Below are 16,516 nucleotides of genomic sequence, written 5' to 3' on the forward strand. Positions count from 1 at the left end.
GTAAATCGGGGGCGCCCTACAGTCGTTGCATGACTGATACAGCTCTAGCCGGAGCGTCTGCGGACTCGGCTGCCCCCAAGCGCCCCGCACGCCCGTCCCGACCCGCCGCGAAGCCGCACGGCCAGTGGAAGGTGGACGGCAAGACGCCGCTGAATGCCAACGAAACCTGGAAGCAGGAAGACGACGGCCTGAACGTGCGCGAGCGTATCGAGACCATCTACGCCAAGGAAGGCTTCGACGCCATCCCGAGCCAGGACCTGCATGGCCGGTTCCGCTGGTGGGGCCTGTACACCCAGCGCAAGCCCGGGATCGACGGCGGCAAGACCGCCACGCTCGAGCCGCACGAGCTTGAGGACAAGTACTTCATGCTCCGTGTACGGATCGACGGCGGCGCGCTCACCACCGAGCAGCTGCGCGTGATCGGCCGGATCTCCGTGGACTTTGCCCGCGACTCCGCCGACCTGACGGACCGCCAAAACATCCAACTGCACTGGATCCAGGTCGAAGACATCCCCGAGATCTGGAACCGCCTGGAATCCGTGGGCCTGTCCACCACCGAAGCTTGCGGTGACGTGCCCCGCGTCATCCTGGGTTCGCCCGTGGCCGGGATCGCCAAGGACGAGATCATCGACCCCACCCCGCTCATCGCCGAGCTGGGGGAGCGGTTCATCGGCAACCCGCTGCTGTCCAACCTGCCGCGCAAGTACAAGACCGCCATCACCGGCCACCCCAGCCAGGACGTGGTGCACGAGATCAACGACTTCGCGCTCGTCGGCATCAAGCACCCCGAACTCGGCATCGGCTACGACCTCTGGGCCGGCGGCGCACTGTCCACCAACCCCATGCTGGGCAAGCGTCTGGGCGCCTTCGTAAAGCCGGAGCAGGCCGCCGACGTATGGCTCGGCGTGACCAGCATCTTCCGCGACTACGGGTACCGCCGCATGCGCACCAAGGCCCGCCTGAAGTTCCTGATGGCCGACTGGGGGCCGGAGAAGTTCCGCCAGATCCTCGAGGACGAATACCTTGGCTACAAGCTGGCCGACGGTCCCGCCGCCCCCAAGCCCGCCACCCCGGGCGACCATGTGGGCGTGCACGAGCAGAAGGACGGCAAGTTCTTCATCGGCGCCACGCCGCTGGCCGGCCGGCTCTCCGGCTCCGCGCTGGTCAAGCTCGCCGACACCCTGGAGGCACGCGGCTCCTACCGGCTGCGCACCACCCCGCACCAGAAGCTCGTGGTCCTGGACGTCCACAAGGACCAGGTGGAGCCGCTGGTAGCCGAGCTGGACGCCCTTGGCCTCTCTGCACGGCCGTCGGTGTTCCGCCGCGGCACCATCGCCTGCACCGGCATCGAATACTGCAAGCTGGCCATCGTTGAAACCAAGATGACGGCCGCCACCGCCGTGGCCGAACTGGAACGCCGCCTGGCCGACCTCGCCGAATCCGGCCAGCTGCCGCAGGCACTGTCCCTGCACATCAACGGCTGCCCGAACTCCTGCGCCCGCATTCAGACGGCGGACATCGGACTCAAGGGCATGATGCTGCCAACGCCCGACGGCGAGCCCTCCCCGGGTTTCCAAGTCCACCTTGGCGGCGGCCTGGCGAACAACACCCGCGAGGAAGCCGGCCTGGGCCGGACCGTCCGCGGCCTGAAGGTGTACGTCGACGACCTGCCCGATTACGTGGAGCGCGTGGTGCGCCGGTTCGTCGCCGACCGCACCGAAGGCCAGACCTTCGCCGAATGGACCCACGCAGCAGACGAGGAGGCACTCCAGTGACAACCGCACAGCCGGCCAAGCTCCGTTCCAAGGAAGAGCTGAAGGCCCTGGCCGAAGCCGGCGCCGCCGAGCTCGGCTGGGACGCCCCCGCCCGCGACGTCATCGCCTGGGTGGAGCGCAACTTCGAGCTGCCCGCCGTCGCCGTCGCCTGCTCCATGGCCGACGCCGTCCTGCCCGCCCTGGTCGCTGACCAGATGCCCGGCGTCGACGTCCTGTTCCTGGAGACCGGCTACCACTTCCCGGAAACCTACGCCACGCGTGACGAGGTGGCCGCGAACCTCCGCGTCAACGTGGTGGACGTGCTCCCCGAAAACACCGTGGAGCAGCAGGACCGGCTCCTGGGCAAGGACTTCTTCGCCCGCGACGCCGCCCAGTGCTGCGCCCTGCGCAAGGTGGCTCCGCTGCAGCGCACCCTTGCCGGTTACGAGCTGTGGTTCACCGGTGTCCGCCGCGACGAAGCCCCCACCCGGACCAACACCCCCCTGATCGGCTGGGACGAGAAGAACGGACTGGTCAAGGTCAACCCGATGGCCGCCTGGACGTTCGACCAGCTGGTCCAGTACTCCGACGACAACCTCCTGCCCGTCAACCCGCTGCTTTCCCAGGGCTACCCCTCCATCGGCTGCCAGCCCTGCACCCGCAAGGTGGCACCCGGCGAGGACCCCCGCGCCGGCCGCTGGGCTGGAACCGACAAGACAGAATGCGGACTACACGTATGAGCACTTCACTTACCGAGGAGACCCAGGTGACTGACGCCGCCGTATCCACGCGCCTGTCCAGCCTGGACACCCTGGAGTCCGAGGCCATCCACATCATCCGCGAGGTTGTTGCCGAATTCGAGAAGCCTGCGCTGCTGTTCTCCGGCGGCAAGGACTCCGTGGTGATGCTGCACCTGGCCACCAAGGCGTTCTGGCCCGGCAAGGTGCCGTTCCCCGTGCTGCACGTGGACACCGGCCACAACTTCCCCGAGGTCATCGACTTCCGCGACCGCACCGTTGAGCGGCTGGGCCTGAAGCTCGTGGTCGGCTCCGTGCAGGAGTTCATCGACCGGGGCGAGCTGGCAGAGCGCGCCGACGGCACCCGCAACCCGTTGCAGACCGTGCCGCTGCTGGACGCCATCCAGCAGAACAAGTTCGACGCCGTGTTCGGCGGCGGCCGCCGCGACGAGGACAAGGCCCGCGCCAAGGAGCGCATTTTGAGCCTGCGCGACGAATTCGGCCAGTGGGATCCGCGCAACCAGCGCCCCGAGCTGTGGAACCTGTACAACGGCCGCCACACCGTGGGCCAGCACGTTCGCGCGTTCCCCATCAGCAACTGGACCGAGCTGGACATCTGGCGCTACATCGAGCGCGAGAACATCGAGCTGCCCGGCCTGTACTACGCCCACGAGCGCGAGGTCTTCGCCCGCGACGGCATGTGGCGTGCAGTGGGCGAAGTGTCCCAGCCGCGCCCTGATGAGGACGTCATCACCAAGACCGTCCGCTACCGCACCGTCGGGGACATGTCCTGCACCGGTGCCGTGGAATCGAACGCCTACACGGTGTCCGACGTCGTGGTTGAAGTCGCCGCCTCCACCCTGACCGAACGTGGCGCCACCCGCGCAGATGACCGCATCTCCGAGGCCGCCATGGAAGACCGCAAGAAGGACGGGTACTTCTAATGAGCACGATTTCCGAGATTTCGACAGGCTCAATCAACGACAGCCTGCCCACCACGCTCTTCCGGTTCGCCACGGCGGGATCGGTCGACGACGGCAAGTCCACTTTGGTGGGCCGCCTCCTCCACGATTCCAAGGCCATTTTGGCTGACCAGCTCGACGCCGTCGCCCGGACCTCAGCCGACCGCGGCTTTGGTGGCGACAAGGGCGGCATCGACCTGGCCCTGCTGACCGACGGCCTGCGCGCCGAGCGCGAACAGGGCATCACCATTGACGTGGCCTACCGCTACTTCGCCACCGACCAGCGCAGCTTCATCCTGGCTGACTGCCCCGGGCACGTCCAGTACACCAAGAACACGGTGACCGGCGCGTCCACCGCGGATGCCGTCGTCGTCCTCATTGACGCCCGCAAGGGCGTGCTGGAGCAGACCCGCCGGCACCTGTCCGTGCTGCAGCTGCTGCGCGTGGCGCACGTGATCGTGGCCGTGAACAAGATCGACCTGGTGGACTTCAGCGAATCCGTCTTCCGCGGGATCGAAGCCGATGTGCAGCAGGTGGGCCGCGAACTGGGCCTCGGCTCGGACGGCATCAGCGACCTCCTGGTCATCCCGGTCTCGGCGCTCGACGGCGACAACGTGGTGGACCGCTCGGAGCGCACCCCCTGGTACACCGGGCCCGCCCTGCTCGAGGTCCTCGAAACCCTCCCCGCAGCCGATGAGCTCGAGAGCCACCTGGAAAGCTTCCGCTTCCCCGTGCAACTGGTGATCCGGCCGCAGGGTGCCCTGGCCCCGGACGCCGTCGCCGCCGGCCTGGACGTGGAGGCCTACCGCGACTACCGTGCCTACGCCGGCCAGATCACAGAAGGTTCGGTCAAGGTGGGAGACAAAGTCTCTGTGCTGACGCCGGGCCAGTCGCCGCGGACCACCACCGTGGCGGGCATCGACTTCGCCGGCGCTTCCCTGGAGGAAGCCGCCGCCCCGCAGTCGGTGGCCATCCGGCTGGCGGACGAGTTCGACGTCGCCCGCGGTGACACCATCGCCGCCGCCGGCACCGTCCGCGAAGCTTCCGCCGACCTGTACGCCGCCCTGTGCTGGCTTTCCCCGAAGCCGCTGCGCGAAGGCCAGAAGGTGCTGGTCAAGCACGGCACCCGTACGGTGCAGGCGATGGTCCGCAACGTCTCAGGCAAGCTGGACCTGGCCACCTTCAAGCTGGAGGCCGCCTCGAACCTGGAGCTCAACGACATCGGCCACGCCCAGCTCCGGCTCGCTGCCCCGCTGCCGCTGGAGAACTACCTGCACCACCGCCGCACCGGAGCGTTCCTGGTCATCGACCCGCTGGACGGCAACACGCTGGCCGCCGGCCTGGTCAAGGACCACCCGGGCGACCACGAGGACGAGCGCTACAGCATCTAGTCCCTTTTCGATTCGCCGGAAGACTGCCGGGCTCGCCGTTCCTGAACGGCGAGCCCGCAGGTTTCCGGCGAATCGGTGGTGACGGGCGGATCTGGCTGTGCCCCTCGAGGATGGACTTCAGCCGCTGCAGGTCCCGGCGGGTTTCGCGCCGGATCATCGGCTCCATGAACAACCCGGCGAGCCTGGAGAAACCCGAGGGGCTCCCGCTGTTGCCGAGCGTCATGCGTGTCCCGCCGTCGTCGTCCGTCCAGGTATAGGTGGTCTGCATGGGGAAGGGGCCCTGGGCCGTCCGCATCACCAGCCTCTCGCCGGGAATGAACTCCACGAATTCGTACGTGTATTTCAGCTCCCTGCCCAGGAATTTCGCAGTGAAAGCCACCTGGGAACCCACCCCTGCAGGACCTCCGCTGAGCCGCTGGGCGCTGTGGATGTTCCGGTACCACCTAGGTGCATTCCCCGGGTCTGCCGCGTACTCCGCCACCTCACGCCGGGGCCTGTCGATGTGGATCTCGGTCTGGACGTTCACCATGCCTGGTCTCCTTGCAGCTGCGGGTGTGCCGTTGCGGTAAGCCTCCAAGCCACGTTAGCCGGGACGATGGGGCGGCGCACCCGCCACGGTGGAGCACATGCCGTGGCAGGTGGTCAACGCCGCAGCGCCTGGATCTGTGAAACCGGGCCCCGGGGCGGCCGAATGTGACGCTACATGAACGTGCGTGACCCCCCGTTTCCGCGTCATTGAACGGGTTTGGGCCACTCCCTATGGTGAAACAATGACTAGTTCCAAGCCCGGGATGACCCGCATCGTGGCAGGCCAAAGCGCGGTTCCCAAGCGCAAGCGTGCCATCGAAGCTGCCCTGGCCATCGGGCTGGTCCTCCTGATCGCCGTCGGCGCCATTGTGGCCTCGAACGTGTCCCGCAACACCGAGGCCCAGGCCGCAGAGACCAGCCCCGCGGCCGAGTTGAAACTGGGCTACTTCGGCAACGTCACGCACGCCCCGGCCCTGGTGGGCGTCAAAAAAGGATTCCTCCAGCAGGCCCTGGGCAGCACCAAGCTCAGCACCCAGACCTTCAACGCCGGACCGGCCGCCATCGAAGCCCTGAACGCAGGCGCCATCGACGCCGCCTACATCGGCCCCAACCCGGCCATCAACTCGTTCGCCAAGAGCCAGGGCGAGTCCGTCCGGGTAATTGCCGGGGCGGCAGCGGGCGGTGCCCAGCTGGTGGTCAAGCCCGAGATCACCTCAGCCGCAGACCTCAAGGGCAAGACCCTCGCATCGCCGCAGCTGGGCGGCACCCAGGACGTCGCACTCCGCGCCTGGCTTTCCAATCAGGGGTACAAGACCAGTGTGGACGGCAGCGGCGACGTCGCCATCAACCCCACCGAGAACGCCCAGACGCTGAAGCTGTTCCAGGACGGAAAGCTCGACGGCGCGTGGCTGCCTGAGCCGTGGGCCTCCCGCCTGGTGCTCCAGGCCGGCGCCAAGGTGCTGGTGGATGAGAAAGACCTCTGGGACGGCACCGGGACCGGCAAGCCGGGCGAGTTTCCCACCACCATCCTGATCGTCAACCAGAAGTTCGCTGCAGACCACCCGGACACCGTCAAGGCCTTGCTCAAGGGCAACGCCGAATCCGTGGCCTGGCTCAACTCCGCGCCCGCCGACGAGAAGGCGAACCTCATCAACGCCGCACTGCAGGAATCCGCCGGGGCAGCATTGCCCAACGGTGTCCTTACCAGGTCGCTGGCAAACATCACCTTCACCCTTGACCCGCTGGCCGGCAGCTACCCCAAGCTGTTGCAGGACGGCGTGGATGCGGGAACCACCAAGAAGGCCGACATCAACGGGCTCTTCGACCTCCGTGCGCTCAACCAGGTCACCGGTGGCGCCGACAAGATCTCCGCGGCCGGACTCGGCCAGGACTGACCCACCCACTACCTAAGGACGGCACCATGCCAGTCGTACTGGAAAACCTGGGCAAACGCTTCGGCGACGGCGCCCCGGTACTGGACGACGTCAACGCCAACATCAAGCAGGGTGAATTCGTTGCCCTCCTCGGTGCCTCCGGCTGCGGCAAGTCCACCCTCCTGAACATCATTGCGGGACTGGAAGCGCCGACGTCGGGCGCCCTGGAAGTGCCGAGCGACGGCGCCGCCTTCATGTTCCAGGATGCCGCGCTCTTCCCGTGGCTCACGGCCCGGGAAAACATCGAACTGGCCCTGAAGCTCCGGGGTGTGGGCAAAACCGAGCGCCGCACCAAGGCCCAGGAACTCCTGGAACTGGTGCACCTTGGCTCTGCCGGGGACAAGCGTCCGCACGAACTCTCCGGCGGCATGCGGCAGCGTGTCTCGCTGGCCCGCTCGCTGGCGCAGGACCGGCAGCTGCTGCTCATGGACGAGCCGTTCGCCGCGCTGGACGCCATTACCCGTGACCTGCTGCACGATGAGCTGGAACGGATTTGGAAGGAAACCGGGCGCACCATCGTCTTCGTCACCCACAACGTCCGCGAGGCTGTCCGGCTGGGACAGCGCGTGCTGCTCCTGTCCTCCCGTCCCGGACGGGTGGTCCAGGAATGGTCCGTCACCGAGGAACACCGAACCGACGCCGGGCTCGCCGGCCAGCTGACCGGGGTAATCACCGCCCGGCTGCGGGAGGAGATTCGCCGCCATGCCAAGTAACCCACCCCTGGTTGAGGAGGAACCGGTGGTTGAGCCTGTCGACACCACACCCGCTGAAACCCGTCACGTCCATGCCGCCCTGACCAGGACGTCCACCGGCAAAGAGGACCTACGCGAGCTGGAGTCCGGCCTGGATTCCCTGCAGTCCGACGCCGACCGCAAACACCGGATCGACTGGAGCCGGATCCTCCTGCCCGTGGCTGCCCTGGTGGTCCTGGTGCTGGTCTGGCAGTTCTACGTCTCGCTGGGCGTCAAGCGCCGCGACCTGGTGCCCGGACCGCTGGACGTCCTCAGCCAGCTCGGGGTCCTCTGGAGCGACGGCAAGCTGCAGGAGTCCGTCTGGACGTCACTGCAGCGGGGCGTGGTGGGCTTCCTCATCTCGGTGGCCATCGCCACGCCGGTAGGTCTGCTCCTGGCCCAGGTGGCGCCGCTGCGGCGAGCCTTCGGCCCGCTGATCTCCGGCCTGCAGGTCCTGCCCTCGGTGGCCTGGGTCCCCGCGGCCATCATCTGGTTCGGCCTTACCGATGCCACTGTCTACTTCGTGGTGTTCATGGGAGCCATCCCCTCCATCATCAACGGGCTCATCTCCGGCGTGGACCAGATCCCGCCGCAGTACCGCAGGGTGGGCACCGTGCTGGGCGCGTCCCGGCTCCAGATGGCATTGCAGATTGTCCTTCCGGCCGCGCTGCCGGGGTACCTGGGCGGCCTGAAGCAGGGCTGGGCCTTCTCCTGGCGTTCCCTCATGGCCGCCGAAATCATTGCGGTGGGCGGCACCATCGGCTTTGGCCTGGGTTCGCTGCTGGACCAGGGCCGGACCCTTTCGGACATGGCCGTGGTCATGGCTGCCATCCTCCTGATCCTGGCGGTGGGCATCCTGATTGAGCTGCTGGTCTTCGGCCCCATCGAGAAGCGGCTCCTCCGCAGCCGGGGCCTCCTGTCCGGCAGCACCCGCTAGCCCGCGCCGGCACCCAACCACTGCAGAAAGCCCGACGGCGACCTCCCGCCGTTGGGCTTTCTGCTGTCCTGCCCGGCCGACTCGGGAACAGATGGCAGACTGGCGCCATGACAGCCAGCTTCGTGTGCCGCACCGAGTCCCCACTCCCCATGGAGCAGCTCTTCCACCGGGCGCGCAGCATCGACCTGCACCTGGACTCGCAGCAGGCATCCGGGGAGCGCGCGGTGGGCGGCGTCACCAGTGGGCTGATCGGGGAAGGCCAGGACGTGACTTGGCGTGCGCGGCACTTCGGGGTCCCGCTCATCATGACCAGCCGCATTACCCATCTGGATTACCCGCGCAGCTTCACCGACGAACAGGTGAAGGGCCCCTTCAAGGCCTTCCGGCATGTCCACGACTTCGCGGCAACAGCAACGGGAAGCGTGATGACGGACCGGGTGGAGTTCACCGTCCCGCTCGGAGTCCTGGGAACCGCCGTCGAACGGCTTGTCCTGGCCCGCTACCTGGAGCGCCTGATCATCCGCAGGGGCCGGTTCCTCGCCGGGCGGCCCTAGGAACCGTTTGTGACGCTGCATTACCTTGCGTGAACTGGTGTTGCTCGGCCTTTGTTGGCGAATGTGACGCGGCCCTACCGTTGATCCATGGCAATTCAGGACATTTACCCCACGGCGCTGCGGCTGCTTGGCCGCCCCGTGCTGGTGGTGGGCGGCGGCCCCGTTGCGGCACGCCGCGCCAAGGGCCTGCTCGATGCCGGTGCCGTGGTCACCGTCGTGGCCCCGGTTGCCTCGCCCGCCCTGAAGGACATGGCCGACGCCGGCCTGCTCACCTGGGAAGCGCGGCCCTACCTTTCCAGCGATGTCGACGGCGTGTGGTTCGCCCAGACCGCCACCGGCGACCCGGACGTGGACGCGCAGGTGTCGGCCGACGCCGAGGCGCAGCGGGTTTGGTGCGTCAACGCCTCCAACCATGAAGCCTCCGCCGCCTGGACGCCCGCCGTCGCCGAAGTGGATGACGTCAAGATCGCCGTGAACGCCGGGGGAGACCCGCGCCGCGCCATGGCAGTCCGCGACGCCGTTGCCACCGCCCTCGAAACCGGCGACCTCCCGCTGCGCCGCCGCCGCGCGCACCGGGGGACCGTTGCCCTGGTGGGCGGCGGTCCGGGCGACGCCGGCCTCATCACCGTCCGCGGCCGCCGCCTGCTGGGCCAGGCCGACGTCGTGGTGGCCGACCGCCTGGGCCCCCGCAGCCTCCTGAACGAACTGGCCCCGGACGTCCGCGTCATTGAAGTGGGCAAGACCCCCGGCCACCACCCCGTGCCCCAGGCGGAGATCAACCGGATCCTGGTTGAAGAAGCGCTGAAAGGCCACCGCGTGGTCCGGCTCAAGGGCGGGGATCCGTACGTGCTGGGCCGCGGCGGCGAGGAAGCCGAATACTGCAGGCAGCACGGTGTGGAAGTTGAGGTGGTTTCCGGTGTCACGTCAGCCATCTCCGTCCCGGCCGCCGCAGGCATCCCCGTGACGCACCGCGGCTTGGCCAAGGGCTTCAGCGTGGTGACCGGCCACGAGGAACTCTCCGAGGTTCCCGCCCGCCCGGACCACACCGTCGTCCTGCTCATGGGCGTTGGCCAGCTCCGGGAATCCGCGTCCGCGCTGGGCGAAGCAGGCATGCCGGCCGACACCCCGGTTGGTATCGTGGAGAACGGCTACCTGCCGGACCAGCGCGTCACTATCGGCACGCTCGGTTCCATCGCGGACCAGGCCGACGCCGCCGGTGTTGCCAACCCCGCCGTGATCGTCATCGGTGACGTGGTGCGCGTGAGCCCGTTCGCTCCGCCGCACTTCAAAACCGCCGACTACGGCACCACCACCCCGAACAGCCCCCGCAAGACCGTCCTCACCACCTAGCCCCGCCCAACTGACTGGCAGTTGTTGTCGTTCTGAGCCGTCAAAACGACAACAAATGCGAGCCAGTTGGGCCGGAACGAAGAAAAGGAACACAGCCGTGTCATCCAGCACCACCGTAGGAACTGCTGCGCGTCCGCTGCGCGTCGCCGTCGTTGGCTCCGGCCCGGCCGGCGTCTACGCCGCCGACATCCTCACCAAGAGCGAGGCCGTCAAGAGCGGCGAGCTGACCGTCAGCATCGACCTCTTCGACCGCTACCCGGCACCCTACGGCCTGATCCGCTACGGCGTGGCCCCGGACCACCCCCGCATCAAGGGCATCGTCAACGCCCTGCACAAGGTCCTGGACCGCGGCGACATCCGCTTCTTCGGGAACGTGGACTACGGCACGGACCTCACCATCGAGGACCTGCGCACCCACTATGACGCCGTCATCTTCGCCACCGGCGCCATCAAGGACGCCGACCTGAACATCCCCGGCATCGAGTTGGACGGCTCCTACGGCGGCGCCGACTTCGTCTCCTGGTACGACGGACACCCGGACGTGCCCCGCGAGTGGCCGCTCGAGGCCAAGGAGATCGCCGTGATCGGCAACGGCAACGTGGCCCTGGACGTGGCGCGCGTCCTGTCCAAGCACGCCGACGACCTCCTGGTTTCGGAAATCCCGGACAACGTCTACGCCGGCCTGAAGGCTTCCCCGGTCACGGACGTGCACGTCTTCGGCCGCCGCGGCCCCGCCCAGGTCAAGTTCACCCCGCTGGAGCTCCGCGAGCTGTCCCATTCCAAGGACGTGGACATCATCCTGTACCCGGAGGACTTCGAGTTCGACGAGGAATCGGACCGCCAGATCCAGACGAACAACCAGACCAAGACCATGGTGGGCACGCTGACCAACTGGATCGCAGAGCAGCCGGAGGACCTCTCCGAGCTCAAGGCTTCCCGCCGCCTGCACCTGCACTTCCTGCACAGCCCGGTGGAGATCTACGACGACGCCGATGCCCCCGGCAAGGTGGCCGGCATCAAGTTCGAGCGCACCGAGCTGGACGGCACGGGCAACGCCCGCGGCACCGGCGAGTTCGTGGACTACCCGGTCCAGGCCGTGTACCGCGCCATCGGCTACTTCGGTTCCGCCCTGCCGGACGTCGAGTTCGACCACAAGAAGGGCGTTGTGACGAACGACGGCGGCCGTGTCCTGGACGCCGAAGGCAACCACGTGCCGGGTATCTACGCCACCGGCTGGATCAAGCGTGGCCCCGTCGGCTTGATCGGGCACACCAAGGGCGACGCCCTGGAAACCGTGACCTACCTGCTGGAAGACCGCGAAAACCTCCCGGTCGCGTCCGCGCCGGCGGAGGATGCGGTCGTTGAGCTGCTCGACGCCCGCGGCGTGAAGTTCACGTCCTGGGAAGGCTGGCTGGCACTGGACGCCCACGAACTTGCGCTCGGCGCGGCGGCCACCGAGGCCGGCGGCTCGCACGGCGTCGAGGTCAAGCGTGAGCGGATCAAGGTGGTGCCGCGCGAGGACATGGTGTCCATTTCCCGTGATGGCGTGTCCGCCCAGGTCTAGGATCCTGATGCTGCAGGAGCCGTGGAACCACCGTTCCGCGGCTCCTGCCATTAACCCTGCTGCGCTATTTTCCCGCGCCGCCGATCGCCATGAGCTCCAGCCGGCGGAGCGTCTCGCGGTTCCGGGCGGAGATGACAGGATCACGGAGGAATTTCGGCATCAGCTTTCCCGGCCCGCGGATGGCGTCCTCGGCCATGGTCACCAGGCATTCGCCGCCGCGGTCCTCGAGCCTGATGTCCACCTTGGCCTCGCCCACAGGCCAGCCGCGCGCCACGAGTTCCAGGGAGCGGCCGGGTTCCACCGCGGTGACGAGGCTGGTGTCGTTGATCACCAGCGGCCACGCTCCCACGGAGTGGTGGAGCCGGGCTCCAAGCCCCGGCCATTCGGCATCCACATCCCTGATCCGGGAGGCGCCCACCACCCAGCCGGAATACAGCCATCCGTCGGCGATGACCCGCCAGACATCGGCAGCGGGGCACTTGAACAGCTGCGAGACAGTGGACATGGGGTTCCTTCTCTCTTCGTGGGCAAAGGCGGTGCTACATGCGGCCGAACCGGGCCCGGATCATCGCGAAAATCCCGTAGGCGATGAAGCCCGCGCCAATCGCCACCAGCAGGGTGGGGCCGAACGGGTGGTCCTGGAGGGCCTTGAGGCTGCCGTCCAATCCGGTGGATTCATCGGGCCGGTGCCGGGCTGCGGCGATCACGAACAGCAGCCCGGTAAGGACCAGGGCGATGCCCTTGGCCACATGGCCGGTGACGCCCAGGCTGTCGATCAGCCGCCCCCGCCGGGTGCCGTCAAAGTGGAACAGTTCCTCCTTGAACCCGCGGCGGAGGCCCTTGGCGATGAAGTAGATGCCAATGCCGAGGACGGTCAGGCCCAGGGCCACCAGGACCCAGGGCCCCGCAGGGTGCGCCATCACGCCGGAACTGAAATCCCTGGTGTTGTCGCCCGAGTCGCTGGGCTGCCCCACGGCGAATCCTGCAAAGCTGAGGCCTACGCTGCCGTACGCGATGGCGAGGAAACCCGACGACACCAGTTTGGCCAGCCGTTCCTTCCGGGGCAGGCTCCGGGCACGGAGCGTCGCTTCGCTGGCCTGCCAGAGGGCCAATGCCAGGCATGCCACCACGCACCCCCACATGACGATGGTGCCGAAGGGGTTGTCCGCGAGGCGGGCAATGGCCCCGGTTGGCTCGGCGTCCCCCTGGTGGCCGAAGGCGATGGCGATCGCGATGGCACCCACGATCACATGGAGCAGTGCCATGACGGCGAATCCCGTGCGGGCCAGGACATCGAGGACCTTGTGGTTGGACGCGTCTTCGACCGCGTCGGCTGCCTGGCTGAGGGTGGAATCGCCGTCGGACATCCCTTAGCCGTTCATGGGCCCTTCGGCCCGCATGTTCTCGGCTCCCGGACCCTCAACGTGGACAGTGCAGCGGACCACCAGCTGGCCGGGGGCGTTGTCCAGTTCCACCAGTGAATCGTGGCCGCTGAGGACGGTGAACACTTCGGAACCGGCGAGGACGCTGACGCCCTTGGCCTTGGCGGTTTGCCGGGCGTTCCCCAGGGCCTCGCGCTCCAGCGCATCCACATAGCCGCTGTCACTTTCCCGGGCGGGGTTCCCGAAGGCCCAGCCGAACAATGTCCCTGTGTTTCCCATGGCGTTGATATTACGCGGTCGGCGGCCCCGGGGGCCGGGCTTTCGTAATATTAGTAAGTGTGCTTAGTATGAGCGGACCATACCTTGATTAGGACACGGCATGCGACACCCGCGGAGGGCGGCACGCCGGGACCCGTTCACAACGTTAGGAATGCACATCATGGCAGGAAATCTCTTTGCGCGTTCAGTTCACGACCTGACGGCGGCAGCATGGTTCGGCGGATCGCTGATGGGCGCCATCGGCTTGAACGGAGCAGCGGCGCAGGCCAAGGATCCCGCCGAACGCACCCGGCTGTCCAGCGCCGGCTGGATGCGCTGGGCGCCGGTCCAGACCGCGGCGTTCGCCGCGCACCTGGCGGCAGACCTCGCCATCGCCTGGGACAACAAGGGCCGGATCGCCAAGCAGGACGGCGTGGCACGCGACACCGCCATCAAGACAGCCGTGACCCTTGCGGGCGCCGGGGTGACCCTGTACTCGGGCATCCTGGGCAAGAAAGTGGAGAAGCTTGCCGATGAGGGGGCCAAGGGAGCCACGGAGCCGCAGCCGGCGGCATCGGACGAGCTGAAGTCCGCCCAGCAGCAGCTCAAGCTCCTGCAGTGGGCCATCCCCGGATTCGCTGCGCTGGTGATCATCCTGGGCGCCAAGCACGGCGAGATGCAGCGCCCCACCAACGTCCTCGCGGGCCTGCGCCGGAACTGATTCACCGGCAGGCACAGGACGGACGACGGCGGCCCGGCACCACAGTGCCGGGCCGCCGCCATGCCCGGGAACTTTACTCCGCGAGCCACTCCGCGCAGGAGTTCAGGTTCCGGTTCACCGTGGCCACGGCATCGTCCTCGTGCTGCCGTTCAATGGCATCCAGCAGGGTTTCGTGGCCGTCCCGCGGGAGCCCATTGAAGCCGGGCCGGCGCTGTTGCGTGAGCAGGTCCTGGTGGAACGCCGTGCCGAAGCTGGCATACAGCTCATGCAGCAGCGGGTTGCCGGATGCCTGGGCGACTCCCTGGTGGAACTGCCAGTCTGCGTCGGCCCACGCCTCGATGTCGCCGTTCTTCCAGGCCTGGTCCCGGGCGGCGAGGAAGGCGCGCAGGGCCGCGACGTCGTCGTCGGTGGCATTCCGGGCGGCGAGCCGCGCAGCCTGGGTGTCCAGGCCGAGCCGGACCTCGAGGATGTGCTGCTCGGTATGGTCCTGGTACAGCCGCCGCGCGGCGCCGGACATCTCATTCGTTGCCCGCACGTAGGTGCCGTCGCCCCGGCGGACCTCCAGCATGCCCCCATGGGCCAGGGCCTTGACTGCTTCGCGCAGGGTCCCGCGGGAAACCCCGAGCCGCGCCATGAGCTCGGGCTCGGGCGGGATGCGCTGGTTCAACGCCCACTCACCGGAGTGGACCATCTCCCGCAGCTTGGCGGTGACTTCGGCGGCCAGCGGCTGGCGGACGGAGGGGCTCAAAGACAAGGTGCTACTTCCTTTCCGCGGGGCGGGTTCCGGACATCGGGCGTCCCGTGATTAGGTGGGCCACCACGATTTGGGCCACGGCCAGTGCCAGCAGAAGGGCCAGTGGCAGGGTCCAGCCGCCGGTGGCGCTGTGCAGCAGGCCCATGCCGAATGGCCCTGCGGTCGCCAGCAGGTAGCCCGAGGACTGGGCCAGCGTGGACAAAGCCGTGGTTTCGGCCGTGCTGGACCCGCTGCGGCTGATCATCACCATCACCAGGGGGAAAATGCCCAGGCCGAAACCGATCAGGACAGCCGGAATGGCCGCCAGCCCCACAGGGAGGACCAGCAGCGCCGCGATTCCGGCCGCCATCGTGACGCTCACCAGGTAAAAGGCCGGGCGCAGCATGCGCGGGCGGGATCCGATGGCAATCAGCACCATGCCCGCCGGAACGGACACGAGCTGCATCAGGCCGAACATGAGCCCGCTGTCCGAGGCGCTCATTCCCATGGTGGTGAGCATGTACGGCAGCCAGCTCAGCAGCGCGTAGGCCAGCAGTGCCTGGAGGGTGAAGATAGCGGTGAGCAGCCGGCCTTTCCCGGTCCTCAGCAGCGGCCAGGGGGAGATGTGGGCTGCGGTGCTCCGGACCGTGTGGCGGTGGGCGTGCAGGGCCACCGGGAGGAAGCCCAGGAGCGCCGCGACGGCGGCGATGCCCACCATGCCGACCGCGGCGGACGGCGACCCGAGGGCCTGCGCCAGCGGGACCACCAGGACGGCGGACAGGGTGCCGCCCGTGGTCATGGTCACCGTGTAGACGGCCGTCATGAGCGACGTCCGGGCGGCGAAGTGTTCGCGGATGAAGGACGGCATGGCCACATTGCACACGGCCAGGCCGGACATGCCCACCACGCTGCCGGCCACGAGCATTCCGGTGGCGGGGATACCCCGCAGCAGGAGCCCGCCAGCCAGCAGGGTCAACGACAGCAGGATCGCCTTCTCCACGCCTAGCTTGCCGCTCAGCCACGATGTTGCGGCGCCCGCCACCGCGAAGCACAGGGTGGGAATGGACGGGATGATGGCCGCCACCAGCGCCCCGTAGCCCAGGACGGCTTGAAGGTCGTGCAGCAGGGCCGAGGCTCCGGTGATCCCCGCACGGAGGTTCAGCCCGATGAGCACCAGGGCAATCACACCGAAGACGACGGCGGAGCGCGGCTTGGCGGGCACCGCGCCGGCGGTGACGGCCGGGATGGTGGCGGTTGCTGCTGGGGCGGACGCGGGGGGAGTGGCGGACATACCATCCACCCTAAAGGTTAGACGTTTGATGTTTGCGGTTTTGTGGCCAACCTCTCGCCCATGCCGGGGGCTGGCATAGACTGCGAACGGACTGTCGGAGGGCCTGGCATGGACCGGGCGGTGCGGAAGGACGGCTGTGGAGGCTTCACGGGGACTTGAGATCGAGAAGAAGTACGACGTCGACGCCGAC

Annotated in this window: 17 protein-coding genes; 11 read left to right on the top strand and 6 right to left on the bottom strand. The window is 67.9% G+C overall.

All coding sequences use genetic code 11. From position 1 onward, the window contains the following. Nucleotides 1-29 precede the first annotated feature (29 nt). From ACX5I6_RS10245 to ACX5I6_RS10260, 4 genes are read left to right on the top strand one after another with little or no spacing between them, the layout of a single operon-like run. Nucleotides 30-1,775, top strand: a complete 1,746-nt coding sequence (locus ACX5I6_RS10245) for a nitrite/sulfite reductase (protein ID WP_461840419.1) — start codon at nucleotides 30-32, stop codon at nucleotides 1,773-1,775. After that, nucleotides 1,739-2,494, top strand: a complete 756-nt coding sequence (locus ACX5I6_RS10250; protein ID WP_461840420.1) for a phosphoadenylyl-sulfate reductase — start codon at nucleotides 1,739-1,741, stop codon at nucleotides 2,492-2,494. Before ACX5I6_RS10245 ends, ACX5I6_RS10250 begins: the two co-directional genes overlap by 37 nt. Next, the gene (gene cysD, locus ACX5I6_RS10255) at nucleotides 2,491-3,435 is read left to right on the top strand and encodes a sulfate adenylyltransferase subunit CysD (RefSeq protein ID WP_018760574.1); all 945 of its coding nucleotides are present in this window, start codon (nucleotides 2,491-2,493) and stop codon (nucleotides 3,433-3,435) included. Before ACX5I6_RS10250 ends, cysD begins: the two co-directional genes overlap by 4 nt. Further along, nucleotides 3,435-4,844, top strand: coding sequence for a sulfate adenylyltransferase subunit 1 (locus ACX5I6_RS10260; RefSeq protein WP_285248542.1), 1,410 nt, complete (start codon nucleotides 3,435-3,437; stop codon nucleotides 4,842-4,844). Before cysD ends, ACX5I6_RS10260 begins: the two co-directional genes overlap by 1 nt. Here ACX5I6_RS10260 and ACX5I6_RS10265 read toward each other — a convergent pair. Beyond that, nucleotides 4,798-5,373 carry an SRPBCC family protein gene (locus ACX5I6_RS10265; RefSeq protein WP_461840421.1) on the bottom strand — a complete coding sequence of 192 codons (576 nt, stop codon included), beginning with the start codon at nucleotides 5,371-5,373 and terminating at the stop codon, nucleotides 4,798-4,800. The genes ACX5I6_RS10260 and ACX5I6_RS10265 overlap by 47 nt on opposite strands. A gap of 262 nt (nucleotides 5,374-5,635) precedes the next feature. Between ACX5I6_RS10265 and ACX5I6_RS10270 the strand changes: the two genes are divergently transcribed. From ACX5I6_RS10270 to ACX5I6_RS10295, 6 genes are all read left to right on the top strand, one after another. Continuing rightward, the gene (locus ACX5I6_RS10270) at nucleotides 5,636-6,766 is read left to right on the top strand and encodes an ABC transporter substrate-binding protein (protein ID WP_461841700.1); all 1,131 of its coding nucleotides are present in this window, start codon (nucleotides 5,636-5,638) and stop codon (nucleotides 6,764-6,766) included. 26 nt (nucleotides 6,767-6,792) lie between these two features. Further along, nucleotides 6,793-7,518: an ABC transporter ATP-binding protein gene (locus tag ACX5I6_RS10275; RefSeq protein ID WP_461840422.1), complete on the top strand. Its 726-nt coding sequence runs from the start codon at nucleotides 6,793-6,795 to the stop codon at nucleotides 7,516-7,518. Next, nucleotides 7,508-8,473 (top strand): ABC transporter permease, encoded by a 966-nt coding sequence (locus ACX5I6_RS10280; RefSeq protein ID WP_461840423.1) that lies wholly within the window; start codon nucleotides 7,508-7,510, stop codon nucleotides 8,471-8,473. Before ACX5I6_RS10275 ends, ACX5I6_RS10280 begins: the two co-directional genes overlap by 11 nt. Nucleotides 8,474-8,580: 107 nt before the next feature. Further along, nucleotides 8,581-9,027, top strand: coding sequence for an SRPBCC family protein (locus ACX5I6_RS10285; protein ID WP_461840424.1), 447 nt, complete (start codon nucleotides 8,581-8,583; stop codon nucleotides 9,025-9,027). A gap of 87 nt (nucleotides 9,028-9,114) precedes the next feature. Further along, on the top strand, nucleotides 9,115-10,377 hold the full coding sequence (cobA, locus tag ACX5I6_RS10290; RefSeq protein WP_461840425.1) for a uroporphyrinogen-III C-methyltransferase: 1,263 nt from the start codon (nucleotides 9,115-9,117) through the stop codon (nucleotides 10,375-10,377). A gap of 97 nt (nucleotides 10,378-10,474) precedes the next feature. Then, nucleotides 10,475-11,941, top strand: coding sequence for an FAD-dependent oxidoreductase (locus ACX5I6_RS10295; RefSeq protein WP_461840426.1), 1,467 nt, complete (start codon nucleotides 10,475-10,477; stop codon nucleotides 11,939-11,941). A 64-nt stretch (nucleotides 11,942-12,005) separates the two neighbouring features. On the opposite strand, the gene ACX5I6_RS10300 is transcribed toward ACX5I6_RS10295, so the two are convergent. From ACX5I6_RS10300 to ACX5I6_RS10310, 3 genes are read right to left on the bottom strand one after another with little or no spacing between them, the layout of a single operon-like run. After that, nucleotides 12,006-12,446 carry an SRPBCC family protein gene (locus ACX5I6_RS10300; protein ID WP_461840427.1) on the bottom strand — a complete coding sequence of 147 codons (441 nt, stop codon included), beginning with the start codon at nucleotides 12,444-12,446 and terminating at the stop codon, nucleotides 12,006-12,008. Between the two features lie 34 nt (nucleotides 12,447-12,480). Beyond that, on the bottom strand, nucleotides 12,481-13,308 hold the full coding sequence (locus tag ACX5I6_RS10305; RefSeq protein ID WP_461840428.1) for a DUF1206 domain-containing protein: 828 nt from the start codon (nucleotides 13,306-13,308) through the stop codon (nucleotides 12,481-12,483). A 3-nt stretch (nucleotides 13,309-13,311) separates the two neighbouring features. After that, nucleotides 13,312-13,602 carry a hypothetical protein gene (locus ACX5I6_RS10310; protein ID WP_285248551.1) on the bottom strand — a complete coding sequence of 97 codons (291 nt, stop codon included), beginning with the start codon at nucleotides 13,600-13,602 and terminating at the stop codon, nucleotides 13,312-13,314. A gap of 160 nt (nucleotides 13,603-13,762) precedes the next feature. Between ACX5I6_RS10310 and ACX5I6_RS10315 the strand changes: the two genes are divergently transcribed. Then, entirely contained in the window at nucleotides 13,763-14,302 is a 540-nt protein-coding gene (locus ACX5I6_RS10315) for a hypothetical protein (RefSeq protein ID WP_461840429.1), read from the top strand. 73 nt (nucleotides 14,303-14,375) lie between these two features. Here the strand turns inward: ACX5I6_RS10315 and ACX5I6_RS10320 are convergent, their stop codons facing one another. Beyond that, nucleotides 14,376-15,056 (bottom strand): FadR/GntR family transcriptional regulator, encoded by a 681-nt coding sequence (locus tag ACX5I6_RS10320; protein ID WP_461840430.1) that lies wholly within the window; start codon nucleotides 15,054-15,056, stop codon nucleotides 14,376-14,378. A gap of 4 nt (nucleotides 15,057-15,060) precedes the next feature. Next, the gene (locus tag ACX5I6_RS10325) at nucleotides 15,061-16,326 is read right to left on the bottom strand and encodes an MFS transporter (RefSeq protein WP_461840431.1); all 1,266 of its coding nucleotides are present in this window, start codon (nucleotides 16,324-16,326) and stop codon (nucleotides 15,061-15,063) included. Nucleotides 16,327-16,516: the final 190 nt, after the last annotated feature.

The sequence above is a fragment of the Arthrobacter sp. MMS24-T111 genome (genome assembly GCF_054888995.1).